Origin of the sequence: Dickeya fangzhongdai (assembly GCF_002812485.1) — a bacterium.
In the GTDB taxonomy this organism is placed as follows: Bacteria; Pseudomonadota; Gammaproteobacteria; order Enterobacterales; family Enterobacteriaceae; genus Dickeya; species Dickeya fangzhongdai.
Window position 1 is genome coordinate 3,624,953 of sequence record NZ_CP025003.1, and the last position, 26,624, is coordinate 3,651,576.

Annotated in this window: 28 protein-coding genes; 11 read left to right on the forward strand and 17 right to left on the reverse strand. The window is 56.2% G+C overall.

Annotation, left to right across the window (positions count from 1 at the left end; translation table 11 throughout):
- Window position 1: 1 nt before the first annotated feature.
- Window positions 2–670, forward strand: coding sequence for an amino acid ABC transporter permease (locus tag CVE23_RS16150; RefSeq protein ID WP_038919825.1), 669 nt, complete (start codon window positions 2–4; stop codon window positions 668–670).
- Window positions 671–775: 105 nt separating this feature from the next.
- Window positions 776–1,963, forward strand: coding sequence for an MFS transporter (locus CVE23_RS16155; protein WP_100849951.1), 1,188 nt, complete (start codon window positions 776–778; stop codon window positions 1,961–1,963).
- A 33-nt stretch (window positions 1,964–1,996) separates the two neighbouring features.
- Here the strand turns inward: CVE23_RS16155 and CVE23_RS16160 are convergent, their stop codons facing one another.
- A complete protein-coding gene (locus CVE23_RS16160; protein WP_100849952.1) occupies window positions 1,997–2,893 on the reverse strand; it encodes a LysR family transcriptional regulator in 897 nt (298 codons plus the stop codon).
- 85 nt (window positions 2,894–2,978) lie between these two features.
- Between CVE23_RS16160 and CVE23_RS16165 the strand changes: the two genes are divergently transcribed.
- Window positions 2,979–3,761, forward strand: coding sequence for an NAD(P)H-dependent oxidoreductase (locus CVE23_RS16165; RefSeq protein WP_100849953.1), 783 nt, complete (start codon window positions 2,979–2,981; stop codon window positions 3,759–3,761).
- Window positions 3,762–3,893: 132 nt separating this feature from the next.
- Here CVE23_RS16165 and CVE23_RS16170 read toward each other — a convergent pair whose 3' ends face one another.
- Window positions 3,894–4,286, reverse strand: coding sequence for a VOC family protein (locus tag CVE23_RS16170; protein WP_038919829.1), 393 nt, complete (start codon window positions 4,284–4,286; stop codon window positions 3,894–3,896).
- 324 nt (window positions 4,287–4,610) lie between these two features.
- On the opposite strand from CVE23_RS16170, the gene CVE23_RS16175 reads away from it, so the two are divergent.
- A complete protein-coding gene (locus tag CVE23_RS16175) occupies window positions 4,611–5,318 on the forward strand; it encodes a hypothetical protein (protein ID WP_049854872.1) in 708 nt (235 codons plus the stop codon).
- Between the two features lie 90 nt (window positions 5,319–5,408).
- Here the strand turns inward: CVE23_RS16175 and CVE23_RS16180 are convergent, their stop codons facing one another.
- Window positions 5,409–6,182: a DUF3750 domain-containing protein gene (locus CVE23_RS16180; protein WP_038919832.1), complete on the reverse strand. Its 774-nt coding sequence runs from the start codon at window positions 6,180–6,182 to the stop codon at window positions 5,409–5,411.
- A gap of 402 nt (window positions 6,183–6,584) precedes the next feature.
- Here CVE23_RS16180 and CVE23_RS16185 point away from each other — a divergent pair, with 402 nt between their 5' ends.
- Window positions 6,585–6,836, forward strand: coding sequence for a TetR/AcrR family transcriptional regulator (locus CVE23_RS16185; RefSeq protein ID WP_038919833.1), 252 nt, complete (start codon window positions 6,585–6,587; stop codon window positions 6,834–6,836).
- Between the two features lie 37 nt (window positions 6,837–6,873).
- Window positions 6,874–8,070: an enoyl-ACP reductase FabV gene (fabV, locus tag CVE23_RS16190; RefSeq protein WP_049854871.1), complete on the forward strand. Its 1,197-nt coding sequence runs from the start codon at window positions 6,874–6,876 to the stop codon at window positions 8,068–8,070.
- Window positions 8,071–8,209: 139 nt separating this feature from the next.
- Here the strand turns inward: fabV and CVE23_RS16195 are convergent, their stop codons facing one another.
- Entirely contained in the window at window positions 8,210–8,707 is a 498-nt protein-coding gene (locus tag CVE23_RS16195) for a substrate binding domain-containing protein (RefSeq protein ID WP_100849954.1), read from the reverse strand.
- Window positions 8,708–8,778: 71 nt separating this feature from the next.
- On the opposite strand from CVE23_RS16195, the gene CVE23_RS23175 reads away from it, so the two are divergent.
- The gene (locus tag CVE23_RS23175) at window positions 8,779–8,901 is read left to right on the forward strand and encodes a hypothetical protein (RefSeq protein ID WP_263864494.1); all 123 of its coding nucleotides are present in this window, start codon (window positions 8,779–8,781) and stop codon (window positions 8,899–8,901) included.
- A 115-nt stretch (window positions 8,902–9,016) separates the two neighbouring features.
- On the opposite strand, the gene CVE23_RS16205 is transcribed toward CVE23_RS23175, so the two are convergent.
- From CVE23_RS16205 to CVE23_RS22950, 8 genes are all read right to left on the reverse strand, one after another.
- A complete protein-coding gene (locus CVE23_RS16205) occupies window positions 9,017–9,991 on the reverse strand; it encodes an AraC family transcriptional regulator (protein ID WP_197724564.1) in 975 nt (324 codons plus the stop codon).
- Window positions 9,992–10,050: 59 nt separating this feature from the next.
- Window positions 10,051–11,067 (reverse strand): AraC family transcriptional regulator, encoded by a 1,017-nt coding sequence (locus CVE23_RS16210; protein ID WP_100849955.1) that lies wholly within the window; start codon window positions 11,065–11,067, stop codon window positions 10,051–10,053.
- Window positions 11,068–11,093: 26 nt separating this feature from the next.
- A complete protein-coding gene (locus CVE23_RS16215) occupies window positions 11,094–12,155 on the reverse strand; it encodes an NAD-dependent epimerase/dehydratase family protein (RefSeq protein WP_100849956.1) in 1,062 nt (353 codons plus the stop codon).
- Window positions 12,156–12,466: 311 nt separating this feature from the next.
- Entirely contained in the window at window positions 12,467–13,636 is a 1,170-nt protein-coding gene (locus tag CVE23_RS16220) for an MFS transporter (protein WP_100849957.1), read from the reverse strand.
- A gap of 159 nt (window positions 13,637–13,795) precedes the next feature.
- Window positions 13,796–14,725 carry a LysR family transcriptional regulator gene (locus tag CVE23_RS16225; RefSeq protein WP_100849958.1) on the reverse strand — a complete coding sequence of 310 codons (930 nt, stop codon included), beginning with the start codon at window positions 14,723–14,725 and terminating at the stop codon, window positions 13,796–13,798.
- 58 nt (window positions 14,726–14,783) lie between these two features.
- A complete protein-coding gene (locus tag CVE23_RS16230; protein ID WP_145958429.1) occupies window positions 14,784–15,014 on the reverse strand; it encodes a hypothetical protein in 231 nt (76 codons plus the stop codon).
- A gap of 29 nt (window positions 15,015–15,043) precedes the next feature.
- Window positions 15,044–16,051: a zinc-dependent alcohol dehydrogenase family protein gene (locus CVE23_RS16235; protein WP_100849960.1), complete on the reverse strand. Its 1,008-nt coding sequence runs from the start codon at window positions 16,049–16,051 to the stop codon at window positions 15,044–15,046.
- 1 nt (window position 16,052) lies between these two features.
- Complete coding sequence (locus CVE23_RS22950) at window positions 16,053–16,259, reverse strand: hypothetical protein (protein WP_188726088.1); 207 nt, start codon at window positions 16,257–16,259, stop codon at window positions 16,053–16,055.
- Between the two features lie 87 nt (window positions 16,260–16,346).
- On the opposite strand from CVE23_RS22950, the gene CVE23_RS16245 reads away from it, so the two are divergent.
- Window positions 16,347–16,763: a winged helix-turn-helix transcriptional regulator gene (locus CVE23_RS16245; protein ID WP_100849961.1), complete on the forward strand. Its 417-nt coding sequence runs from the start codon at window positions 16,347–16,349 to the stop codon at window positions 16,761–16,763.
- Window positions 16,764–17,171: 408 nt separating this feature from the next.
- Here CVE23_RS16245 and guaA read toward each other — a convergent pair whose 3' ends face one another.
- Window positions 17,172–18,749 (reverse strand): glutamine-hydrolyzing GMP synthase, encoded by a 1,578-nt coding sequence (gene guaA, locus CVE23_RS16250; protein WP_038666867.1) that lies wholly within the window; start codon window positions 18,747–18,749, stop codon window positions 17,172–17,174.
- 87 nt (window positions 18,750–18,836) lie between these two features.
- Entirely contained in the window at window positions 18,837–20,300 is a 1,464-nt protein-coding gene (guaB, locus tag CVE23_RS16255; protein ID WP_038919844.1) for an IMP dehydrogenase, read from the reverse strand.
- A 171-nt stretch (window positions 20,301–20,471) separates the two neighbouring features.
- On the opposite strand from guaB, the gene xseA reads away from it, so the two are divergent.
- From xseA to CVE23_RS16270, 3 genes are all read left to right on the forward strand, one after another.
- Window positions 20,472–21,857: an exodeoxyribonuclease VII large subunit gene (gene xseA / locus CVE23_RS16260; protein WP_049854862.1), complete on the forward strand. Its 1,386-nt coding sequence runs from the start codon at window positions 20,472–20,474 to the stop codon at window positions 21,855–21,857.
- Between the two features lie 91 nt (window positions 21,858–21,948).
- Window positions 21,949–22,998: a M4 family metallopeptidase gene (locus tag CVE23_RS16265; RefSeq protein ID WP_049854861.1), complete on the forward strand. Its 1,050-nt coding sequence runs from the start codon at window positions 21,949–21,951 to the stop codon at window positions 22,996–22,998.
- On the forward strand, window positions 22,979–23,347 hold the full coding sequence (locus tag CVE23_RS16270) for a protealysin inhibitor emfourin (RefSeq protein WP_100849962.1): 369 nt from the start codon (window positions 22,979–22,981) through the stop codon (window positions 23,345–23,347). Before CVE23_RS16265 ends, CVE23_RS16270 begins: the two co-directional genes overlap by 20 nt.
- 139 nt (window positions 23,348–23,486) lie before the next feature.
- Here CVE23_RS16270 and CVE23_RS16280 read toward each other — a convergent pair whose 3' ends face one another.
- The 3 genes from CVE23_RS16280 to bamB all read right to left on the reverse strand — a co-directional run bounded on the left by CVE23_RS16280 (window position 23,487) and on the right by bamB (window position 26,616).
- Window positions 23,487–23,723 (reverse strand): zinc ribbon domain-containing protein, encoded by a 237-nt coding sequence (locus CVE23_RS16280; protein ID WP_100849964.1) that lies wholly within the window; start codon window positions 23,721–23,723, stop codon window positions 23,487–23,489.
- 80 nt (window positions 23,724–23,803) lie between these two features.
- Complete coding sequence (der, locus tag CVE23_RS16285) at window positions 23,804–25,294, reverse strand: ribosome biogenesis GTPase Der (RefSeq protein ID WP_038919850.1); 1,491 nt, start codon at window positions 25,292–25,294, stop codon at window positions 23,804–23,806.
- Between the two features lie 140 nt (window positions 25,295–25,434).
- Window positions 25,435–26,616, reverse strand: a complete 1,182-nt coding sequence (gene bamB, locus CVE23_RS16290) for an outer membrane protein assembly factor BamB (RefSeq protein ID WP_038919851.1) — start codon at window positions 26,614–26,616, stop codon at window positions 25,435–25,437.
- Window positions 26,617–26,624: the final 8 nt, after the last annotated feature.

The following is a 26,624-nucleotide window of genomic DNA, read 5'->3' on the forward strand; positions in this document are numbered from 1 at the left end:
TATGTCCGATGGATGGGTTAATTTCTATACTGAACTGATGGAACAACTTCCGCTGGTTTTTGACGGGATCGTTGAAACATGTAAACTTGCTATTATTGTTTCCTTCTCGGGTCTTCTCTGGGGCATTGTCATTTTTTCCCTAAGCATCAGTAATCAATCTACAGTTAAACGTATGACGAAAATATATATGGATTTTTTCATCGGCACACCATTAATTCTTATTTTATTTGTCATTTATTATGGTTTACCACAGACAGGCATCCACCTGTCGTCTTTCGTTGTGGCAGTAACAGGCTTTACACTTAACATCGGAGCCTATAATGCGTCCTATATGACAACAGCTTACAATTCACTGAGAAAATATGAGACTGAGGCAGCCATCGTGCAGGGGTTTAGCCGGTGGCAGATTTTCCGATTAATTATACTACCTCAGGTTTTCATTACCTCTGTACCTGCGCTGACTAATCAGGTAATTAACAATATTAAAGACAGCTCTATTGCTTTCCTTATCCAGTACACTGAATTTTTCTCCCGCATTCAGGAGGTGGCCTCGACGAATTTTGAGTTTTTCGATGCCTATTTATTTGCTGCGTTGGTTTATCTGGTTTTCATTACTTTTATCGTCATGCTATCCAGGGTAATTGAACGCAAACTGGGCATCGCTGAATAAATCAAATTTGAGTCCCCGGGCAGGTACGCCCTTTATGCACTTTTGTTTGCCTTTAGGCAACATTGCATTTACCTTTCATTTACCACCCTTCACTGCCGCTACCTGATGGATACCACACCTCACATGAGCGCCGGACAACGGCTGAAAGCCGCGCTGTTCGGCATGACCATACTGACGCTGGGCATGGGCATTGGTCGCTTCCTGTTTACCGCTTTGCTGCCGGTAATGATCGGTGAAAACCGGTTCACCTTCAGCCAGCTTTCCTATATCGCCAGCGCCAACTACGCAGGCTACCTGTTCGGCAGTCTGCTGTTTTCGTTCAGCCGTCTGGGGCGGACATCCCATCCGGCGTTGATGCTGTTCATCGGCGCGGCGGCCACCGGCGTGTTGATTTTCGCTATGGCGCCCGACCTGCCGGTGATGCTGGCGGTGGTGATTCGCTTTCTGGCCGGCGTCGCCAGCGCGGCGGCGATGATCTTCGGTTCGATGCTGGTTTTGCAACACACACACGACAGCCGGGTGATCGCCTCGCTGTATGCCGGGGTCGGCGTCGGCATTCTGCTCGGCAACGAATATGTGATTATCGGCCTGAAACAAGGGTTGACTGCCAGCGGGTTATGGTGGGGCGCCGGTCTGTTGTCCGTCGCGCTATTGTTGCTGCTGTGGCTGCTCTATCCCCGTCAGGCGGACAGCGCCGCCCGGCACACCACGCCGCCGCCTGCCGACCAGGCGATGAGCTGGTGGCAGCTGGCGACGCTGTACGGACTGGCGGGGTTTGGCTACATCATTGTGGCGACCTATCTGCCGTTGATGGTGAAAACGCAGGGCGCGTCGCTGCTCGCGGCGCATTTATGGTCGCTGGTCGGGCTGTCGGTCATTCCCGGCTGTTTTTTCTGGCTGTGGGCGGCCCGCCGCTGGGGCACCTTGCCTTGTCTGTCCGCCAATTTGCTGGTTCAGGGCGGATGCGTACTGCTGACGCTGTTTAGCGACTCCCCGCTGCTGCTGATCATCAGCGGCCTCGGCTTTGGCGCCACCTTCATGGGCACCACGTCGCTGGTGATGCCGCTGGCGCGCAGGCTGCATGCGCCGCACAGCATCAATATGCTCGGGCTGGTCACCCTTACCTACGGCGTCGGGCAAATTATCGGCCCGCTGCTGACCAGCGCCTTGCAGGCGTCCAGCCATGCCGTATCGATGGCGATCGTTTGCGGCGCCGTAGCGCTGTTCGCGGCGGCGGGCATCAGCCAGCTTAATCATCTTGTCCGGCAAAAATCGGCGCCGTCATCCCCTTAGCCTTATGCCGGCGGGCTACCCCGGAGCGGGTGCTCACGCCACCGCCTGGGCGATCAGCCCCCGCAGCCATTGATGCGCGCGATCGCGGTGCCAGCGCTCATGCCAGTACATCGCCATCTCAAACCCCGGAATCTCGATCGGCGCCGCGGCAACCTGCAGACCGGGCTGGTCGCGCAGTAGCCGGGACGGCAGCATCGCCACCAGATCGGTGGTCGCCAGCACCGACATCATAAACAGGAAGTGCGGCACCGACAGCACCACCTTACGCGCCAGCCCCATCGCCGCCAGCGCCCCATCCGTTGCGCCGTGAAAACCGCCGCCGTCCGGCGATACCATCACGTGCTCAAGCCGGCTGAACTGGTCCAGCGTCAGCGGATGGGCCAAATGCGGGTGCCCGACCCTACCGGCCAGTACATAGTGTTCCCGGAACAGTATCCGGCGGCGCATTCCCGACGGCGCCATGTCGCTGGTGTGCAGCGCCAGATCGATGTCGCCTTGTTCCATTAGCCGCAACATGGCGGACGGCGGCGTTTCCAGAATCGCCAGCCGGGTATGCGGCGCCTCACGGCGTAACTGGCTCAGCGCCGGCAGCACAATGGTCGACTCGCCATAATCGAAGGCGGACACCCGCCACGTATTATCGGCGGTTGCCGGGTCGAAAGCCGCGGAAGGCGCAATGGCGTGCTCAAGCGATTCCAGCGCCTGTCGCAACGGCTCCCGCAACTCATCGGCTCTGGCGGTCGGCTTCATGCCTCTGGGGCCGGGCAACAGCAGGGGATCGTCGAAAATCTCCCGCAGCCGGGCCAGTTGTACGCTCACCGACGGCTGCGACAGGTTCAGCCGCCGCGCCGCGCGGGTAACGTGATGCTCTGCCAGCAATGCGTCCAGCGTCAGCAGCAGGTTCAGATCCAGTCTTCTGATATTGTTCATGGCTATGCCTGATATAATGAACATTCATTTCAACTATAACAGACCGCCTCCTATGCTGTGCTCCTGTCAACAAGGAGACGATGTGATGAAAGTTTTACTGGTTTATGCCCACCCCGAACCTCGCTCGCTCAACGGCTCGCTGAAAAATGTGGTCGTCAGCCATCTGGAAAGCGCCGGTCATCAGGTTCAGGTATCCGATCTGTACGCCATGCAGTGGAAAACCACGCTGGATGCCTTCGACAACACCGACCGGCAGGCGGAGGCCCCGTTCCACCCGTCGCTGGATTCACAGCGGGCATTTACTCAGGGCACACAGTCGCCGGATATCGCCCGCGAGCAGGACAAACTGCGTTGGGCCGATACCGTCATTCTGCAGTTCCCGCTGTGGTGGTTCACCATGCCCGCGATTCTCAAAGGCTGGATCGACCGGGTCTACGCCTACGGTTTTGCCTATGGCGTCGGGGAGCATTCGGCAACACACTGGGGGGATCGCTACGGGGAGGGGTCAATGCAAGGCAAACGCGCCATGTTGCTGGTCACCACCGGCGGCTGGGAATCGCACTACGGTCCGCGCGGCATCAATGGGCCGATCGACGATTTGCTGTTTCCCATCCAGCACGGCGTGTTGTATTACCCTGGCTTTGAGGTGATGCCGCCGTTTGTGGTCTACCACACCAGCCGGATGGATGACGCGCGCTACGCGCAAACCTGCGATGCGTTGAAACAGCGTCTGGATATGCTGTGGCGCGACGAACCAATACGGTTTCGGCAACAGAATGCCGGCGACTACGCTATCCCGGCATTAACGCTGAAACCGGACATCCAGCCCGACCGCAGCGGCTTTGGCATCCACATCGACCGCGCCTGATCTTTCGTTTTTGGGGAATTCGTTTTTGGGAAATCCGCTTTTGGGAAATCCGCTTTTGGGAAGAGAGAACGTCTTCCCTTTCCCGCCACGGTTTTGATCGGGGTAGCCTGCCTGCGGCAGGCCATCTACCCGTTACGGCGCCCGGTGATACACCGCTTCGATGTTGTAACCGTCCGGGTCGCGCACAAAGGCGGCGTAGTAATCAGGATGGTATTTGGCCCGCACGCCGGGCTGGCCATTATCCTCGCCTCCCGCCGCCACCGCCGCGGCGAAAAACGCATCCACCTCCGCTCTTGATTCTGCGCTGAAGGCAAAATGCACCGGCGGACGCGACGCTACCTCGCCCTGAAAAATCCAGAATTCACCGCCAGGATCTGAAGACTGGCCGTACCCCATCAACACGCCGAAACTAACGGCGAATTTCATGTCTTTGACCTGCTCATACCCTAATGGCTTTAACGCCTGTTCATAAAACCGCCGGCTACGACGCAGATCCGACACCGGAATACTCAAATGATCCAGCATGTTCCCTCCCTTTGGCGATTGAATTCTGTGGTTTTCCGCCCCGATTTACCTCACGTCCGACGAGGCGGAATGACCAACATAATCGCGTTGCCTGTGGGAAAAGATGATCCAGATCTATAAGCCAACGCTTAGTTATTCATTAAAAGTGATTTTTTATTGGCTAGAACCCGCGTGAAGTCGGTATGACGCCATCGGGTAATAATAAGGCGCAGAAAATAAATACCGCGCTATTGTCCATCATCCCGCCCAGGTTTCTTCCCCCGTTCGCCGATAGAGTCACATCTCCAATCCACAATTCACACCTTAGGTGTTATGGAGTAAACAATGCCAATCAATGGCTGGTATACCGGTGATGCTGATAATGTGATGGATAATGGCAATATCAACGGCTGGGCGGATCAATCAGGCCAGGCGTTTGGTAGCAATCTGGGCGGCGGCGTACATAGTTACCAGTTTGGCCCCGTCATTAATCACTATGGAACCTGGGGGCAACTGATTTATGTCAATCAGGCCAGTTTAGTCCCCCCAGACTGGAACAATCCCTCCGGTCTGAATGGCTGGATGCCTGCAAACCCCGCGCCGGACAACTCAATTTGGATTCAGGGCCATTTGGTCAATGGCGAATGCGGCGGGCAAAGCAACCACGCCGCCTATCTGACCCCAATATCCCATAACGTCAACATGTGGCACGCAGGGTATGAAGCGGTGCTACAAAGACTGGTTAATCGGGGAGCCGCTACTGGCGTCAGCGTGTCGCAATTTAACCCCAACGGCCTCGCAAATTGCCGGATCATTTATCGTACTCATGGATTACCCCCCCGCGCTGGCAGTCAGGTGCCCGATGGTATTTGCGTCAGTCTGGGCATCGTCATCAATGGGGTCATGAAAAACGATGCGGAAGTCACACAGGAATTTGCGCATGGCACAGGTAAGCAGCGCTGGTTTGCTGACCGCTACTATACGTCGTCGGGTAAGGATGACCGTAACAAAATCATTGAAATGGTTGGGGGGACGCTGGTTCAGTACCCCTAAAAAAGCGTCCTGATACGTATGCCGAATCGGAGCTGAACGCGAATGTATCCACATATTGTCGGTGGATACATTCTGGGTCAGGCATGACGGTCACCCTTCGTGCGTTTTGGTATTGTCATACCCCAGGCGGCCGATAAACGGCAAACGCAGCGCCGGCGGGTTGAAATCCACCCCCAGGTTGGCCCCCAGAATGTTGACTTCAACGCCCTCCTCCACGCCCAGCGTCAGGCCCAGTACGCCCAGCAACGACACCTGCACGCCTCTTCCCGAGGGCGGCAACCCAACCGGATGCGTTAACGCCCGAAAATCCTTACCGATGGCGTTGGCTGGCAGATCCAGCTTCAGTTCCGGCACTTCCCGGCCGATATGCGCCATAAAGGTATTGCTGTTGGGGCCGGGCCAGGCGTGATAGGTATGCGGCCAGGGGTAACTTTTGATCGCCGCCTCGATCTTCGGGATCATCTCTGCCGCGCTTGCCCCGCGGTGTTCAACCAGCAACCGCGGCGTTGAACCAAACCAGAATCCGTCAGGGACGGTATAGTTACGGCGGATCACATCATCGCCGCCCCAGCCGATCACCTCATAACGCTGGTAGCGGGTTTCCCCGGCTTGTTTGACGATGATCCAGGGGTGAACCGCCACCAGCCCGCGCCAGCCGTAGGTTGGCGCGGTATAAACCTGTACGATCGCGGTATCGCGTAAAGCCGCCGGATCCGGCGCCACGCCGGCCGAATCGCGCCGCGACGCCCAGATGTTTTTTCCGGATACTCGTTCTGTGCCCCACGTGGCCTGCGCCAGGCTTTGTCCAAACGACAGGATCAACACGCCGATAAAAACGAAGCCCACGACTTTGAGGTAGTGCATTGATGGGGTTTCTCCATGAAACGCGGGGGGAATTAAAGCAGATTAAGCCTATCGCGCCGCGCTGTCTAACCACAACCGCAGCAGCCGAAGCAGAACGGGCGACAGGAAATACGAGCGGTGGTTTTCCCAAGCGACTTACCGCCGCCACCGCGATTCACGCAGCGGTATTGCTCCTGTAGCAACCGGAGCGATATCCGGCAGTAGTCTGATTTATAAAAAATAATTCCCCTTTCCTTTACGATTGCCTCGCCCCAGTCGTATCGCTATAGCGCTGCACGCATTGAATCGAACTAAACGGTACGGTACGATCCGGAAATTCCGTGTTCAGCTAGTCATGTTCAACTGTCCGTGTTCAATTATCCGTGTTCAACGCTCTGAGAGGGCAGAATGGAAACCCCCAGTATGCAAACCGATGCAGCCAATCTACATGGCGTTGATACACGGGCCAATCACGGCGAGCGTCGTCCTAAAGCGCGGCACGTTCTGGAAGCCGCGCGCAAAATATTCCTGACCGATGGTTTCAGCGCCGCCACGACAGACATGATTCAGCGCGAGGCGCTTGTTTCCAAATCAACCGGTTATGCCCATACCAAAATAAAGAACCCCTGTTTATCGCCATGCTGTAAGCATGGCGACTGTCGGTTTCTTTTTTAGTGATAAGACAATATCTAAATTACTCAGGAGAACATCTATGGTTATCAAACCACGGATTAAAGGTTTCATCTGCATTACCGCCCATCCAGCTGGATGTGAAGCCAACGTCAAACAGCAAATCGATTATGTCACCGCCAATAATCCCGTCGCGAATGGCCCCAAAAAGGTGCTGATTATCGGCGCCTCTACCGGATATGGCCTGGCGGCGCGCATCACCGCCGCATTTGGCGCCGGTGCGGACACCCTCGGCATCGCATTTGAACGCCCGGGAAGCGAGAGTAAACCGGGAACCGCAGGGTGGTATAACACCGCTGCGTTTGAAAAGTTTGCTCACGAGAAAGGGCTTTATGCCAAAAGCATCAACGGCGATGCGTTTTCCGATGAGATAAAAACGTTAACCATCGACACCATTAAACGTGACCTCGGCCAGGTCGATTTGGTGATTTACAGCCTCGCCGCGCCCAGACGTACCCACCCCAAAACCGGTCAGGTCTATTCATCCGTGTTAAAACCGATCGGAGCCGACATTCGTTTACCGGGCATTGATACCGACAAAGAACTGGTGAAAGAATTCGCGCTCGAAGCGGCAACCGCGGAAGAGATCGAGAATACGGTAGCGGTGATGGGGGGCGAAGACTGGCAAATGTGGATAGATGCGCTCAACGAAGCCGGCGTATTGGCTCATGGCGCCAAAACAACGGCGTTTACTTATCTTGGCGCGGACATCACGCATGCCATCTACTGGAATGGTTCAATCGGCGCCGCTAAAAAAGACCTGGATAAAAAAGTATTAAATATCCGAGAAACCTTAGCTGATATCGGTGGGGATGCCTACGTATCCGTACTGAAGGCCGTCGTCACCCAGGCCAGCTCGGCGATCCCCATCATGCCGCTTTACTTGTCATTACTTTTCAAAGTGATGAAAGAAAAGGGAACGCATGAGGGATGCATCGAACAGATTTACGGGCTTTTCAGCGATTCGCTGTATAGCGCCTCCCCCATTATTGACGCCGAAGGCCGCCTGCGTACCGACTATAAAGAACTGGCCACGGACATTCAGGCTTACGTCAACCAACACTGGCACAATGTGACTGCCGATAATCTTTATCAGGTCACCGACTTTGCCGGTTATAAAGAGGAATTTCTGCGGCTGTTTGGTTTTAATATTGACGGGGTGGATTACGCTGAGGATGTCAATCCGAACGTCCTCATCCCCAGCCTGATTGAGAAATAATCTATTTCTGACAGTCTTAAATCGGGGCGACGCGGCTGCGCGATAAAACCGTCGAACCCCGTCAGAAGCGATGTAATCCCGGTTGCCGTTGATGTGCAACCGGGCAGGAATCAGCATCAGGTCGCGGTATTTCGCTTCATTATCTGGATTTTTTGGCTGAGCCCGTTCCCAGCCGCTCCCGCAGGAATTCAATGAAACGCTGCGTTTTCGCCGGCAACAGCCGTGTTTCAGTCAGCGCATAGACGGATACCGGCGCCCCCTGCCATTGCGGCAGTATACGTTGCAGTTGTCCCATAGCCACATCCTCGGCGACCACTTCCTCCGGCAACAGCACAATCCCCTGACCAAATACGGCGAGACGCCGGATCATGCCGACGTTATTGAGCACAAACCTCGCGCTTACCGTCACTTCGGCATTTTCCGCCGTTGCGGGATGACTCAAGTTCCACAGGCCATTTTTCGGAAACCCCAGACATTCATGCCGCCCGAGCTCATGCGGATGCGACGGCTCGCCGGACGCCGCCAGATAGCGGGGCGAGGCATACAGGTAAGCCGGCAGACTCGCGAGCTGGCGAGCAATCAGGTTCGAATCCTTTTGCTCTCCGATACGAATGGCGACGTCAAAAGGCTCCGCCACAAGGTCAACCCGACAGGTATCGCTATCTGGTCACTGAGCTCAACCAGTTGGGACTGGCGTACCTGCATATCATGGTTCAAGGCAATGAGGCGCTGCTGAAGGATATGGAATCCTACGGACAGATGGTGCTGGCGAACCCGGATTTCGTCGAGCGCCTGCATGCCCATGCGCCGATGAACGATGCGGGACGGTAAGATCCCCGGCTTCATCTATGTCCTGTATTTTTAAAAGAACGCCCGCAAATCCGTTAACGCGATCCTGCCTATTTTTTGCCTGATCCTCTGGCGGCGGGAAAATATCGGTATTGCGTCATCGGCGCAGGGACTTGATATCCTGCATGGGGGAATTGCCGAACATACGGCGGTACTCCCTCGTAAATTGCGACTGGCTTTCATAACCCACGTGGATCGCCGCCGTACCGGCATCCGCTCCCTCAATCAGCATCAGTCTCCGTGCTTCCTGCAATCGAAGATGTTTTTGATACTGGAGAGGCGTCATACCGACCGTTGCACGGAAATGGTGGTGCAATGTAGAAACGGCCATCCCCGCCGCCGAGGCCAGTTGTTCTATGCGAAACGGTTCCCGAAAATGGTGTTTGAGCCAGGCTATAGATTGCCCAATCTGGAAACCATGACTGTCTGCAAAGGCCATCTGACGAAGGCGCGGGCCTTGTTCTGAAATTAACAGCCGATACAGGATCTCGCGTTGAATCTGCCCGGAAAGCACAGGAATATCGTCCGGACGATCGATAAGACGCGCCAACCGTAAAACCGCATCCAGCAGTTCAAAAAACGTCGCGCCGAGTCCTATTGCCTTCGCGGGAGAATGGGTCAGCGCGAGCGGCAGGTTCATATCCACCATTAACTGACGCACAACGACCAAATCAATATTCAGCAGCAACGATAAATAGGGCTGTTCCGGACTGGCTTCAATCACTCTGGCTACCACCGGAAGCTCAAGCGAGTTAATCAGGAAGTGGGACGCATCGTACTCATAAGGCTCCTGACCCAACACGACTTGCTTGCGGCCCTGAACCACAATGGAAAGATTGGCTTCGTACATGCCGGCGTGCGGCACGGTCGGTCGCAGGCTCCGGTAGAAACTGAGCCCCGGAATTCCGGTAACCTCCTCCCCTTCGTCCGGCACCCAGCGGGTACATCCCTCAATCAGAGCCGTCAGGGGAATACGCATGTCATGAGGATGGCATACCGACTTGATGATAAATCTCCTGTGAATGAAATAAGACGATCTGGCTACAGGGGCGAATCGGTTCACGATCACCATCCGACGCCAGCCGTGAAAAAAGAGGCTATCTCGCTACCGCCGCTGTATTGGAACAGGCATCAGGCTGTCTTTACCGCATCAGCGGCCACGCGATACCGGTACTCCCCTGGGGTCACGCCAGTCCACACCTTGAAGGCTCGGATAAACGAGTTGGCATCCCGAAACCCGAGCAGAAAGGCAATTTCGCCTTGCGAAATACTAAGGTGACCGAGGTAATGTTGCGCCAGTTGCTGGCGGGTGAGGTTCAGAACTTCGGTGAAGCTGGTCGATTCTTCGCTCAGTTGCCGCTGCAACGAGCGCCGACTCATCGCCAGACGTTTTGCCACGACTTCGATCGAGTACTCTCCGGCAGGCAAACTTTCAAGCAGCATCGCCTTGACGCGGTCGCGCATCGTCGCCATCGCATCCAGAGACGACAACCGCTTGCGTAAGCCGGGTTCGAAATGCTTCCACATCGGCTCGTTCTCGGTAAGAAACGGCCGGACGCCATCCTGATGCGAAAAAGAGACGCGAATCGCCGCCCCTTTGCGCGGCAATACACCAAAATAATCGACATAGTCATCAAGGCGCTCAGGAATAGCCGGCAGAATCACCTCTCGCGGAACCACCCGATGACGCGTGCCCAGCCTGACCAATTGCGTGATGAAGACCAGCTCGCCGAGCGCCAGACTTTTCGGAATCTGCCCCTCGTTCCCGTAGCACTCCAGTGTTACGGATGTCTGTACGGGGCCGACATCGACCGTCAGGATCAAAGGACCGACAAGTCTCTTGAACGAAGAGAGGCGTTGCATGGCAACATTGAGATTGGGGCTGCACAGGCTCGCGAAAATCGGAGGATCGAAGGCTTCGACGGAAATCGCCTGCCCAACCTTGAGCGGCAACGCAACCGCCCCGGCCGAATCCTCAAGGGCTTGCCACAACTGAAAATATTGTGCGGCGGTGATGCTTGCCTCCTTACGGGAAAGCAAGTCCGCCGGAAGGCCGGCCAAGCGCAGCACATGATCGGGATTGAACCCCATATCGCACATCAGCAATCGCCAGCCGGGCTGAACGTAAAAGTGCGTGGCGCGTTTCATCTCTGCTCTCCCCAAACAACGGACACTTAATACCCAGGAATCTGGTTGCTATCGATCATCTGCTGAAACATATCCTGAATTGATATTTGCAGCGGCCGGTAAACCATCATAAGCTCGCGAACGCTCTTATTGGTATCCGCCTGCCATGAATATCCAACGTTGCGGGACACGAACTTACGCGTGGTGCTCTTGTCGGCCAGCGGGGCGACCAGCCAGACCAGCCATTTGGGCAGAATGCGGCGCGGAATGGGGTAAGCCTGGTATTTCGGCAGCAGCGCGCGGGCAATCTCCGGAAGCGAGGTATTGTGCCCGGAAATGATGAACCGCCCTCTGGCGCCAGGCAGGTAAGCCGCCCGCAGGTGGGCTTCGGCCAGGTCCCGCACATCGACCACGCCACAGCCGATATCGGGAATACCGGCTTTCATTCGCCCATTCCCCAACTGTCGCACCACATTGAAACTCTCCGAGGTGCCATACGGATTGGTCCCCGGGCCGATAACCAGGCTTGGATTGATGACAACCAAATCCCAGCGCAACTGTTTTGTGGTGATATCCCAGGCGTCACGCTCTGCGACGGTCTTGGAATAAGAATAGGGAACATGTTCCAGCGACGAACTGGTATTCCAGATCTCCTCCGTCAGAATGTGATTCGGCGTATTCTCGATATCGGCATTATCGCCGTAAATCGCCGCGCAGCTGCTGGTCAGAACAACACGTCTGACTGACTCGACCTTGTTGACGGTTTCCAGCACGTTTCGCGTCCCAAGCCGGGCCGGATCAACCAGCTCTTTCTGGGGATTACGAATATCGAGCTTAAACGGGGACGCGGTATGAAACACGATACCGCACCCCTTCATGGCTTCCGCATACGACCCCGGTTCAAGCAAATCCGCCTTGAAGAAGCGAAGCGTACCGGGTTTGCCTGCCGCCATATCATTCAGATGCCCGATCTTCCGGACATCGTTCGGGTCTCGCACGGCGGCGTGAACGGTGACGCCTTCTTCCAGCAGGCGCTTGACGAGCCAGCCGGCGACATAGCCCGTTGCGCCGGTCACCATAACGGGTTTGGTTTTATCGATGTCGAGCATGATGAATTCCTCATAGTGTGATGCATGCCAGGCGGCCACGTGTCAGCCGGCAAATCCTGAGGACATTCTCTCTCGTAATACGCGCCAGAACACTCGCAGCCCGCGCCAGGTGATATGCAATGCGCGCCAACATTCTTCAACGCGCGCCAGAGTGGCGATTCCGGCGGTGGTTTTCAGAAGAGACCTGCTGTTCCGCGTCATCGCGCCTGCCTCAGCATTATCCCATTGAGGATTCAATGTCAGGGTTCTGCGGGAAAGCCATTGCTTTCGCAATAGCTTTCCCGGTGATCACAACCTCTGCGGCGGCGTCTTCAGCACTGCTCGGCAGTATGGCCTGTTTTATCCGTCAGGCCGGATAAAACGGCAAGGATAAGCGCGATGGCAGACAGTACGGCACCGGCCCCGTTCGGTGACTGCAAGCCAAAGCCGGCGGCGATGACGGCTCCGCCAAGCCATGCGCCAACGGCGTTCCCGAGGTTGAAAAGCCCAATATTGACGGCAGATGCGAGAGTCGGCGCACCGGCTGCCCTGGCTTTATCCATGACCAGTTTCTGGATAGGCGAAACGGTCGCGAACCCAAAAGCCGCCATCAGAAAAATACAGACAGCAGAGATTATCTGGCTGTGAACGCTGAAAGTAAAAATCGCCAGCACCACCGCCTGCGCCGCCAACGTCACGTAAAGCATGGGCATTAAGGCGCGATCGGCATATCGCCCGCCCAGTTGGTTGCCGACAAACAGCCCCAAACCGAAGAGCAGCATCAGCCAGGCCAGGCTGCTTTCACGGTATCCGGCCAGCTCGGTCATCATCGGCGCAATGTAGGTTACGGAGGTGAAAAAAGCCCCCGGTCCGAAAATGGTGATCCCCATTGCCAGCAGTACGTTGACGTTACGAAATGCATAAAACTCCTGGGCAAAATTCTGGTTTTCCGGCCGGGGCTGATGCGGAATAAGCGTAACCACGCTGATAGCCGTTATGGCCCCGATAACAGCGATAACCATAAAAGAGTCGCGCCACGAAATGTGCTGCCCAATCCACGTCCCGGCTGGTACGCCTATCAGGTTAGCCAGCGTCAGTCCCATAAACATGAATGCGATTGCCCTGACGCGTTTAGAGGGCGCAACCATGTCTGCGGCGATAATTGAGCCAATACCAAAGAAGGCGCCGTGCGTCATGGAGGTGATGATCCTGCCCAGAATCGCCATGCTCATGGAAGGGGCAAAAGCGGTGATGAGGTTACCCGCTACAAACAGCAGCATCAGAAAAACGAGCATGGCTTTTCGCGGTACTTTGGCTCCCAGAACAATCAGTGCCGGGGCGAAAACAAACACGCCCAACGCATAGGCGGTTGCCAGGTTGCCGGCAACGGGAATGCTGACGCTAAATTCTTTGGCTATAACGGGGAGAAGGCCGGCAATAATGAATTCAGTGGTTCCGATACCGAATGCACCTATCGCCAGAGCCAGAAGAGCTAATGGCATAACAAATATCCTGTTCAGAAAAAAACTGCCTGTACCGACACGCGGGGTGACATACCGGTAAACCTGCGTATCGGTGCAGGCAGCAACGGAAATGACAGAGTAAAAGTTTATGTAAAGGTGATAAACATCCCAAAAATCGCCTGAGTGTAGACATGAATTCTACCTTAACGGTCCGAAGTGTCCGCCTTCAGCTTTTTTAAGTAGCTCATCGACGATAAGCCGTATCTTGGGGAAAAGGTGTTTTGTTCTGGGCCAGACGATGTTCAGTTCGACGGGCTCGGGAGTGTATTCAGCCAGGAGAGGCACGAGAAGGCTCTGCTCAAGATACCGGATAACCATAGCCTCCGGGAACTGAGCTATTCCCGCGCCCGCCAGACAGGCCTGAAGTTTCGCATCCCCGTCGCTGATCTCATGGGCCGTAGCTGACACAAAACGAATTTCCCGCTGGTCTTCAGCCCTGAAACGCCAGGCAAGCGGCGCGCCCCGCCGATATCCCATAATGCAGCTGTGCTTTTTCAGGGACTCCACATCGGCAGGTTCCCCGTAGCGTTCAAGGTAGGCAGGCGCGGCGCACAGAATGAGCCGCTGTCTGCTGAGACGCCGAGCAATCAGCTCATCGGTACTTTGCAGTTCGCCCAGACGCAGAATCAGGTCAATCCCCTCCTCCACCGGGTCAATCAGCCGATCGTTAAAAGTAAGAATGAGTCGCAGAGCAGGATAGCGGGCCAGAACATCCAGCAGCACCGGCATCATCAGATTTCGACCAAATGAGGCCGGCATGTCTATACGCACCGAGCCGGCAGGCACTTCCTGCTTTCTGCACAGCGCGTGTTCAGCCGAGTCCAGAATATCCAGCGCCGACAGGCAACTTTTCAGATAAGCCTCTCCATCACTCGTCAGGCTCAGCTTGCGCGTGGAGCGGTGAAAGAGCTGAGTACCCAGTCTTTCTTCAAGCCGGGCGATGCTTTTTCCTACCGCAGATTTGGTAATGCCCAAGTGTTCGGCGGCTTCAGTAAAGCTACGGGACTGTGCCGCGATAACAAAGTTGGTAATACCCCGCAAGGATTCTGCTGAAAACAAGGTAGCCATAAAGTTGACTCATTGATGGAAAAGCGTGAGTTTATCAATGTCTGACTCTACACCAAGCTTAAATCATCGTGGGGTTATGCTGGATCATTTCCTTACCCCAGAACGTTTCAACCTTCCCCAGATCCCGCTCGACAAACAAGGCATGCATATAATCGGTCACGCGCTGCTTGTTGCTAGCGGATTGATTTGCTTTCACTGACGGAGACACTGTCGACGCCGGCGCTTCACCGGCTTGCGCTACCCCACTGAACAGGCTGGCAAACGATATGGCGATGATCATTTTTTTCATCAACGAATGTTTCACTGCAGTAACGCCCATCAGATTTCAAGGACAATCTTGCCAAAGTGACCGCCTGCCTGCTGCAAACGGAAGGCATCGGCAATATTTGCCAGCGGGAAAGTACGATCGATGACAGGCTTGACGCCAATCACGTCAATCGCACGCACAAGATCCTGTTGATGCTGACGGTTGCCAACGATGAGCCCTTGCAGGCGTTGCTGACGAATCAGCAACTCGGCAGTCGGCACCACGCCGTTAGTGCCGCTCAACACGCCAATCAAGGCAATATGCCCACCGACGCGCCCAGCCTGGATGGATTGCGTTAAGGTTCCGGCACCGCCAACTTCAATAACGTGATCAACGCCTCGCCCATTGGTGATGGCCTGTACGCTCGTCCCCCACTCGGGGTCTTTGCGGTAGTTGATCAGATGATCAGCTCCCAACTGCTGCACACGGGCCAGCTTTTCATCGGACGACGACGTTGCAATGACCGTGGCGCCCAGCGCCTTGGCAAACTGCAACGCGAAGATTGAAACGCCCCCCGTACCCATGACGAGGACGCTGTCGCCAGCCTTGATCTGACCATTAACCACCAGAGCACGCCAGGCAGTCAGGCCTGCGGTGGTCAGCGTCGCCGCTTCAACATGACTGTAACCCAGAGGAGCGCGGGTAAAAGCGGTGGCTGGCATGACGACGTATTCACGCGCAAAGCCATCGACACCATCTCCCGGCGTTGTCGCAAAACCTGCGACGGTGGGCACTCCATCCAGCCATTGGGGGAAAAACGTTGAGACCACGTGGTCACCCACGGCAAATTCAGTCACGCCGTCTCCGACAGCCTCCACGATACCTGCCCCATCAGACATGGGAATACGGTTATCCGCTACCGGCATATGACCACTGACGACACCGAGGTCATGGTAATTGAGCGAACTGGCGTGGATATGGACCCGGATTTCACCCGAGCCTGGCAATCCCGGATCGTCCATTTCCACAATACGCAAGCCATCAAGTCCACGTGCTGCATTAGAAACAACTGCTTTCATGTCAGAGCTCCCCCAACCAGGTTTGATTAGCATTCAGCCAGTCGCTGAAAGTTTGTGGTGCGATTCCGGTGATTTGCTGGAAATCGTCCGTGACCGTAGCAACACGACCGGCGGCAACGATGCCGGAGATCGGAATGGCAAGTGTTTCAATAAGATGATGAAGCACCCGTTGACCAAGATGGCCAGAGGCGCCAGTAACCAGAATCATGATGCGTTCCTGTGTGGTTGTTTTGACTGAGGCGCAAGTGTATATTCCTAACTAACTTTTAGAAAGTACGCACAAAAAGGTAAGTATATGAGTGATTTGCCAGTTTTTCAGATCGATGGCCTGCAACCTTCATTATCAGAGCAAGTCCGTCGAGGCGAATTGCAGACCGTGGATTGCCCTTCAAGAGAAGTACTGAAGCACATGACGAGTCTGTGGGGGGTACTCATCCTGCTGGCTTTACGCGGTAGCACACTGCGCTTTAGTGAGCTGCGACGGCGTTCACCCAAAGTGAGTGAAAAAATGCTGGCGCAAACATTGCAATGCCTGGAGATGGATGGATTCATCCACCGTGTTTCCTATCCAGTCGTGCCGCCTCATGTCGAGTACAGCCTGACGCCTCTAGGTTCAGAGGCCGCAGAGCAAGTGTCGGTTCTTACCGACTGGATAGAAACTCACTTGCATCGTGTGATGGACGCCAGACGGTCAAATGGCATAGGGGAATAAAGCAAAGCCCAGACTAAAACCGCCAGGTCAACGCAATGCTATGTCACGAGAGGAAATGGACGGCTCGCTTGTCAGGGAGTGACGGTACCGGCAGTCGATACCATGACATACATGCCGTTCCGGTCGGAAACCTTTACGGCCTGGCTTTGGGCTTGAGAGTACGCAGTGCGGCGTCGGAGAGCATCACGCCTAACTTCGGGAGGGAATGTTTACCGTCACGACCGAAACAGAATCAATCATCAACGGCAGGGTGTTAATCCGGGTCTTTTGGCTTACCGTCGCCTCTACCGCCAGCCGGTTCTGCTGACTGGCGGTAGCCACCGATAGTCACCACAATCAATTTAATGAAGAATCAAACTGTTGTGGTGATTTTTCGATAGTTGGCGATAGTTTCTGAAGAAACTTGGATCATTCCCACTCGATCGTAGCCGGCGGCTTGCCGGACACGTCATAGACGACCCTTGAAATCCCGTCGACTTCGTTGATGATGCGGTTGGAGACGCGGCCGAGGAATTCGTACGGCAGGTGCGCCCAGTGCGCGGTCATAAAGTCGATGGTTTCAACCGCGCGCAGTGAAACGACCCAGTCGTATTTGCGGCCGTCGCCCATTACGCCGACGGAACGCACCGGCAGGAACACGGTGAATGCCTGGCTGACTTTGTCGTACAGGTCCGCTTTGTGCAGCTCTTCGATGAAGATAGCGTCAGCACGGCGCAGCAGATCGCAGTACTCTTTCTTCACTTCGCCCAGTACGCGCACACCCAAACCCGGCCCCGGGAACGGATGACGGTACAGCATGTTGTACGGCAGGCCCAGTTCCAGACCAATCTTGCGCACTTCGTCTTTGAACAGCTCTTTCAGCGGCTCAACCAGCCCCAGCGCCATGTCGTCCGGCAAACCGCCGACGTTGTGGTGCGATTTGATGACGTGCGCTTTGCCGGTGGCGGAAGCGGCGGACTCGATCACGTCCGGATAGATGGTGCCTTGCGCCAGCCATTTCACGTCGGTCAGCTTACCCGCTTCTTCGTCGAACACGTCCACAAATACGCGGCCGATGGTTTTGCGTTTGGCTTCCGGGTCGTCAATGCCCGCCAGTGCGGACAGGAAACGCTCTTCCGCCGGCACATGGACAATGTTCAGGCCGAACTGATCGCCGAACATCTCCATCACCTGCTCGGCTTCGTTCAGGCGCAGCAGACCGTTGTCTACGAACACGCAGGTCAGGCGATCGCCGATGGCGCGGTGCAACAGCAATGCGGTCACCGAGGAATCGACACCGCCGGACAGGCCGAGAATCACCTTGTCTTTACCAACCTGCACGCGGATGCGTTCAACTGCGTCGTCGATGATTTTTGCCGGGGTCCACAGCGCCTCACACTGGCAGATGTCGCGCACAAAACGCTCCAGCATACGCTGGCCCTGACGGGTGTGGGTCACTTCCGGGTGGAACTGCACGCCGTAAAAACGTTTTTCTTCGTTAGCCATGATGGCATACGGGCAGGTGTCGGTGCTGGCAACGGTCACGAAGTCAGCCGGGATGGCGGTGACTTTGTCGCCGTGGCTCATCCACACATCCAGCAACGGTGCGCCGCTGGCGCTGACGGCATCCTGAATGTCGCGGATCAGCGCGCTGTTGGTCTTGACTTCCACCTGCGCATAACCGAACTCACGCTCGCTGGAGCCTTCGACCTTGCCGCCCAGTTGCATCGCCATAGTCTGCATGCCGTAGCATACGCCCAGTACCGGCACGCCTGCCTGGAAAACATATTCCGGCGCGCGCGGGCTATTGAACTCGGTGGTACTTTCCGGGCCGCCGGAAAGGATGATGCCATTCGGGTTGAACTCGCGAATCTGCGCTTCGGTGACATCCCATGCCCACAGTTCGCAGTATACGCCCAGCTCACGCACGCGACGTGCCACCAGCTGCGTGTATTGCGAACCGAAATCCAGAATAAGAATGCGATGTTGATGAATGTTTTCTGTCATGAGAGGCGTATTCCACTACGGAGCGAAAGAAAAATTGAACCCGGCAAGTTTACCGGGTTCGTAACATTAAATCAGCCGGTAACGCGCTTAGCCCATGCGATAGTTCGGCGACTCTTTGGTGATGGTCACATCATGAACGTGACTTTCCTGAATACCGGCGCCGCTGATGCGCACAAATTCGGCTTTGGTGCGCAGCGCGTCGATGGTCGGGCAACCGGTCAGGCCCATACAGGAGCGCAGGCCGCCCATCTGCTGGTGTACGATCTCTTTCAGGCGGCCTTTATAAGCCACGCGGCCTTCGATACCTTCCGGCACCAGTTTGTCGGCGGCATTGTCAGACTGGAAGTAACGGTCGGACGACCCTTTGGACATCGCGCCCAGAGAGCCCATGCCGCGGTAAGATTTAAACGCGCGGCCCTGATACAGTTCGATCTCGCCCGGCGATTCTTCGGTGCCGGCCAGCATGGAACCGACCATCACGCAGGCGGCGCCGGCGGCGATGGCTTTGGCGATGTCGCCGGAGAAACGGATACCGCCGTCGGCAATCACCGGAATGCCGGTGCCTTCCAGCGCGTCAACCGCATCGGCAATCGCGGTAATCTGCGGTACGCCCACGCCGGTCACGATACGGGTCGTACAGATGGAGCCAGGGCCGATACCCACTTTCACCGCGCTCACGCCGGCTTCGGCCAGCGCGCGTGCGCCAGCGCCCGTCGCCACGTTACCGCCGATAATCTGCAGTTCCGGGTATTTGGCGCGGGTTTCGCGGATACGCTGCAACACGCCTTCGGAGTGACCGTGCGAGGAGTCGATCAACAACACGTCCACACCGGCGGCGACCAGCGCGTCGATACGCTCTTCGTTACCGGCGCCGGCGCCAACTGCTGCACCCACGCGCAGACGACCGTGTTCGTCTTTACAGGCGTTCGGCTTACGTTCAGCTTTCTGGAAATCTTTTACCGTGATCATCCCGACCAGACGGAATTGCGCATCCACCACCAGCGCTTTTTCGATGCGGCGCTCGTGCATTTTCTGCAACACCACCTCGCGGGCTTCGCCCTCTTTTACCGTCACCAGACGTTCTTTCGGGGTCATGACCGCGCTGACCGGGCGGTCCAGATCGGTGACGAAACGCACGTCACGACCGGTGATGATACCGACCAGCTCATTGCCTTTCGTTACCACCGGATAACCGGCGAAACCATTGCGTTCAGTGAGTTCTTTCACCTGACGCAGCGTGGTTTCCGGGGTTACGGTCTGCGGATCGACCACCACGCCGCTTTCATGGCGCTTCACGCGGCTGACTTCTTCCGCCTGACGCTCAATCGGCATGTTCTTGTGAATAAAACCGATGCCGCCTTCCTGCGCCAGCGCAATAGCCAGCCCGGACTCGGTCACGGTATCCATTGCGGCGGACAGCATGGGAATGTTCAGACGAATGCGCTGAGTCAGTTGCGTGCTCAGATCGGCCGTGTTGGGCAGAACCGTGGAATGGGCTGGAACGAGGAGAACATCATCGAAGGTCAGAGCTTCTTTAGCGATACGTAACATGGCAATATCTCACCGGAAATGGGATGGGAATTAGATAAAATATTGCCGCGGCATTATACAGGGCGAAATCGATTGCCTCCAGTATTTTTTTATAAAAATGCTTGCGAACCGCCCACTGACCGGTAGTATTGATGGATTAACTCTCTGTTTTACTATTTGATCCGGGTCACAATGTCCTCATTGCCGTCATCCGCCATATTTACCGTCAGCCGCCTGAATCAGACGGTAAAACAGTTGCTGGAAGGTGAAATGGGCCAGGTCTGGCTCTCCGGTGAAATATCCAATTTCTCCCAGCCCTCCTCCGGTCACTGGTACTTTACGCTGAAAGACGAGCGCGCTCAGGTGCGTTGCGCCATGTTTCGCACCAGCAATCGGCGAGTCACCTTCCGACCGCAAAACGGGCAGCAGGTGCTGATTCGCGCCACCATCACGCTGTACGAACCGCGCGGCGACTACCAGTTGCTGGCTGAAAGCATGCACCCGGCAGGCGACGGCCTGCTGCAACAGCAATTCGAGCAGTTGAAACAGCGCCTGTCGGCGGAAGGGCTATTCGATCAACAGTACAAGCAATTGCTGCCCAAACCGGCGCGTCAGGTTGGCGTCATTACCTCCGCCAGCGGCGCGGCGCTGCACGATATCCTGCATATTCTGCAACGGCGCGACCCTTCGCTGCCGGTGGTTGTCTACCCGACGGCGGTGCAGGGCGTGGATGCGCCGGCTCAAATTGTGCGGGCCATTGAGCTAGCCAACCTGCGTCAGGAATGCGATGTGCTGATCGTCGGCCGCGGCGGCGGATCGCTGGAAGACCTGTGGAGCTTCAACGATGAGCGGGTGGCGCGAGCTATTTTTGCCAGCCGCATCCCGATTGTCAGCGCGGTCGGTCACGAAACCGATGTGACCATCGCCGACTTCGTGGCGGATCTGCGCGCGCCGACGCCTTCCGCGGCAGCGGAACTGGTCAGCCGTAACCAACTGGAGCTGCTGCGGCAGATTCAGTCTCAGCGCCAGCGGCTGGAAATGGCGATGGACTACTATCTGGCGCAACGTCAGCAGCAATTCGTCAGGTTGCAGCATCGACTGCATCAGCAACATCCGCAACTGCGTCTGGCCCGCCAGCAGACGCAATTACTTCGCCTGCGCCAGCGTCTGGACGAAGCCATCCAGTTGCAACTGCGTCAACAGACTCGCCGTCAGGAACGTGTTGTCCTGCGGCTACGGCAGCACCAGCCGCAACCCCGCCTGCACCGTGCGCAGCAGCAGGTACAACAGTTGCGCTACCGCATGCAATCCGCGCTGGAAAAGCAACTTAATCAGCATAAACAACGATTTGGCGAAGCCTGTTCCCATCTCGAAGCCGTCAGCCCACTGGCAACGCTGGCCCGCGGCTACAGCGTCACCACCGCCCCGGATGGCAAAGTCATGAAACACACTGCTCAGGCCATCAAGGGCGATATCTTGAAAACTCGGCTGCAGGATGGCTGGGTAGAGAGTCAGATCACTGAAATCAAAAAAGAATCTACTAAACCGCGCGTCAGACGCCAGACGAAAAATATTTAGTGATTAGGCTATACTTATCGTGTCATAACTGTGATAGATCAGTGTTGATAATATGTTGCAAACCATACTGCAAGGCATAAGGAGATGAAGTATGCAATCCGCCCGTAACATCATTCCGCCCTATATTCTGCATCGCATTATCAACAATGGATCGGATGAGGAACGTCGTTGCGCGCAACAAACTCTGATGCACGTGCAGTCACTGATGGTGGCCCCAGTCATCCACCCCGATGACCATGAGGAACACCCTGCCGGCAAGATACAGCGCAATATCTACGACGCAGAGCACCAGCAGACATTGCCCGGCAAACGAGTACGGACGGAAGGTCAGCCGGGAAATGGCGATATCACTGTTGATGAAGCCTATACCTATCTGGGCATTACCTATGACTTCTTCTGGAAAATCTTCGGTCGTAACTCTTTGGACAACAAAGGATTGCCGCTGATCGGCAGCGTCCACTACGGCAAGGATTACCAGAATGCGTTCTGGAACGGGCAGCAGATGGTGTTTGGCGACGGCGACGGCAAAATCTTCAATCGTTTCACTATCGCGCTGGATGTGATCGCCCATGAGCTGTCGCATGGCGTGGTGGAAAGTGAAAGCAACCTGCTGTACTTCCGCCAGTCCGGCGCGCTTAACGAATCACTCGCGGACGTGTTTGGCTCTATGGTCAAACAGTACTACCGCAATCAGAAGGTACAGCAGGCGGACTGGATTATTGGTGAAGGACTGCTGGCCGACGGCATCGATGGTAAGGGCCTGCGTTCCATGGCTCGTCCCGGCACCGCCTATGACGACCTGTTGCTGGGCACCGACCCACAACCTGCCCATATGCGGGATTTCGTCAATACCCGCGAGGACAACGGCGGCGTACACCTGAACTCCGGAATTCCCAACCGTGCCTTCTATCTGGCGGCTATGGCGCTGGGCGGCTACTCCTGGGAAAAAACCGGGCGTATCTGGTACGACGCCCTGTGCGACAAAGCGCTGCCGCAAAATGCGGATTTCTCCATCTTTGCCAGATTTACCGTGGAACACGCCAAAAAGCGCTTTAATGAAGCGGTAGCCGACGCTGTGCTGCGTGCCTGGCATCAGGTCGGGGTCGACACGGGAATTCTTAATGAGCACGAACAGGAATAACCTGCCCGATTTGACGGATGATGTGATTATTGAACTGGCGCGCGAGGGCGGTTTCGCCTGGATACCCAGACTGGCCGGCCTGCGCCGCTTCGCGCTGGCCGAAGTCCCCGCCGCCAAGAAGGAGAAACTCTGCGCCATGCTGCGTGACGTTCTGCCGGCCGCGCAGCAACCCGGTCAGCCAGACTCTCCCGGCAGCGGAGATCAGTTCTACTACCGTATCCATATTCACTACTGCAATACGCCGGATATCCGCCAAACGGACTGGGTATTGCTGATCCCCGAGCAGAGCGCGCCATCAGAGCTGGAAGCCTTGTGGCGCAATGGTCTGGACGACGATCAAACCTCCTGACGGCTACTTAGAGCCTATCCCAATAGGGCTATTTTACTTGCCATTTTGAACCTGGGCAGTGCTCGAAATCCTCACGTACTACGTGTACGCTCCGGGTTCTCCGCACTGTCCGTGTCCAAACTGGCTGCGCCAATTACGCCTATTGAGATAGGCTCTTAGGCTGGTAACGAATGACCACGCGGGAACGTGAAATCAGCCCGTGGCCGTCGGCGCACAGATAACTTTCCGTCCCACAGGCGCGCAATACCTGCAACGGCTGTTCGCATTGCGGACACAGCGCCAAACGCAGCAAATCTCGCTGGCAAGCCTCACAACGGTACTGTTCATTGCCGCGCCACACCATCGGCTGCTGACACTCGGGACAATAAGCGTCCATCGCCCTTCTCCGGATCACACATGAAAAACGGGGCAGAATCGCTCCTGCCCCGATATAACAGCGGGTTTACACCGCTATGCTTACTTGCCTTTCTTGAGGTGCTGCATCAGGCGTTTACGCTTGCGCAGCTGATTCGGCGTCAGCGTGTTGCGTTTGTCGGCGAACGGGTTTTCCCCTTCCTTGAACTGAATACGAATCGGCGTTCCCATGACATCCAGCGAGCGCCGGTAGTAGTTCATCAGGTAGCGCTTGTAGGAATCAGGCAGATCTTTGACCTGATTGCCGTGGATCACTACGATCGGCGGATTGTATCCCCCGGCATGGGCGTATTTCAGCTTCACACGACGGCCACGCACTAACGGCGGCTGGTGGTCGTCCGCCGCCATCTGCATGATGCGGGTCAGCATCGCGGTTCCCACACGGCGGGTGGAACACTCGTAGGCTTCGTTGACGGATTCAAACAGGTTGCCCACACCGCTACCATGCAGCGCCGAAATAAAGTGAATGCGGGCAAAATCAATGAAACCGAGGCGCAGGTCGAGGGTTTCCTTCACCTGCTCCTTGACCTCCTGCGACAGTCCATCCCACTTGTTCACCACAATGACCAGCGAACGGCCGGAATTGAGGATAAAGCCCAGCAGCGACAGATCCTGATCGGAAATCCCTTCGCGGGCGTCAATCACCAACAACACCACGTTAGCGTCTTCGATCGCCTGCAATGTCTTGATCACCGAGAACTTCTCAACGGCATCGGTAATCTTGCCGCGTTTACGTACCCCGGCGGTATCGATCAGCACGTAGTCGCGACCATCGCGCTCCATCGGGATGTAGATACTGTCGCGCGTGGTGCCCGGCATGTCGTACACCACCACCCGCTCTTCCCCGAGAATACGGTTGGTCAACGTTGACTTACCGACATTCGGACGGCCGACGATAGCCAGTTTAATCGGCAGCCCCTCCAGATTCAGCGCATCGTCTTCACCTTCTTCGCCATCGCCGTCGCCTTCACCGAGCTGTTCCGCCCAGTAAGCCGCGTTCGCTTCTTCTTCGGTCAGTTCACGCGTTTCCTGCACCGGATCGACGGCAAACGGCAACAGCACCTTTTCCAGCAGAGAAGTGACGCCACGACCATGCGACGCCGCAATCGGATACACCTCGCCCAGCCCGAGCGAATAGAAATCGGCAATACCGGTATCGATATCGATGCCATCGACTTTGTTGGCAACCAGAAACGTGTCTTTTTCACGCGTACGCAAATGCTGAGCAATGGCGTGATCCGCCGGCATCAGGCCATCGCGGGCATCCACCAGAAACAGCACGATATCCGCTTCTTCAATCGCCAGCAGCGACTGCTCGGCCATGCGCGTTTCCACGCCATCTTCATTACCGTCGATACCGCCGGTATCGATAATAATGAATTCATTTCCCTCCACCTCAGCACGACCATACTTGCGGTCACGCGTCAGCCCAGGGAAATCCGCCACCAATGCGTCACGGGTACGCGTTAAACGGTTAAACAGCGTGGACTTCCCCACATTCGGGCGCCCGACCAGCGCGACGACAGGTATCATTGTTACAACCTCATTGCTTATATTTCAATTCGTTACAGCAGAAAGGACTGCTGATGATAAAAGACGAAACGGCCCCTGACAGTATCAGGAGCCGTTATGGGGATGGCGGATACACCGCCCGTCCCGGTCATGCGAAGCGGTTAACGGGTAAAGGCGTAAACCTCGCCGCCTTTAGCCTGCACCAGCAGCTTGTCGCTGGCGACCACCGGCTTGCTCAGCAGGCCGGAGCTATCCACTTTCTGCTGGACCACAAAGCGGCCGTCAGTCGTGTTGACCCAGTGCAGATAGCCTTCGGCATCGCCGACCACCAGATATCCATTATACAACGCCGGCGCCGTCAGGTTACGGTGCAGCAGATCGCCCTGCCGCCAGATCACCACGCCGCCGTTGGTGTTCAGCGCCGTAATGCGATCGTCCTGATCGACCAGATAAATACGATCGCCATCGACGATGAAATCATTCACCGAACCAATTTCACGCTTCCAGGTAATCTGCCCGGAACGCAGATCCAGTGCGGTCAGGTTGCCATTATATCCCAGTGCATACACCACGTTGCCTGCCACGACCGGCGTGGTGTCGACGTCGTTCAGACGAGCGATTTCAGTCGCGCCGCCCGGCTGGGAGATACGTTGCTGCCAAATCAACTGACCCTGATTGATCATTACCGCGCTGACGCGCCCGTTGTCGCCACCGACAATCGCCGCGCCAAACGCCGTCACCGGCGCAGACTCGCCGCGCAGCGACAGCGACGGCATATCCAGATTCACGGTCCATTTGATGGTGCCGTCAGACTCGCTGAGCGCCTGCAGCATGCCGTTGCTGGTATGAATGATCACCACGCCATCGCTGACCACCGGGCTGGATAATACTTCACCCGCCACTTTGGTCTGCCACTGCACAGTACCGTCGTCAGCGTTCAGGGCGAACAGCTGCGCGCGTTCGCTACCGACATAAACATGGTTGCCCGACACAGCCACGCCGCCCGACAGCAGCGCCGGACGGTTGCTGGACAGCAGACCGGTTTTCTCCGCCAGATCGGCGCGCCATTTCTCTTCGCCGCTATTAAGATCCAGCGCTTTTACCGTGCCGTGACGATCGGCCGCATACACGCGGCTGTCCTGCCAGGTCGGATGCAGGTTGGAGTAGAACTCACCGGTACCGTCTCCAACGGAGCGACTCCAGACTTTGGTGGGGGTAAACTGGTTGGTCACCTGCGGCAGCGGAGACATTTTGACCACGTCTTCCTCGCGATCAAACAGCGAACAGCCGCTCAGCAGGGTGACGGAAACCAGTCCGACCAAAAGTGTTTTACGCAGTTGCATGAAGTCCC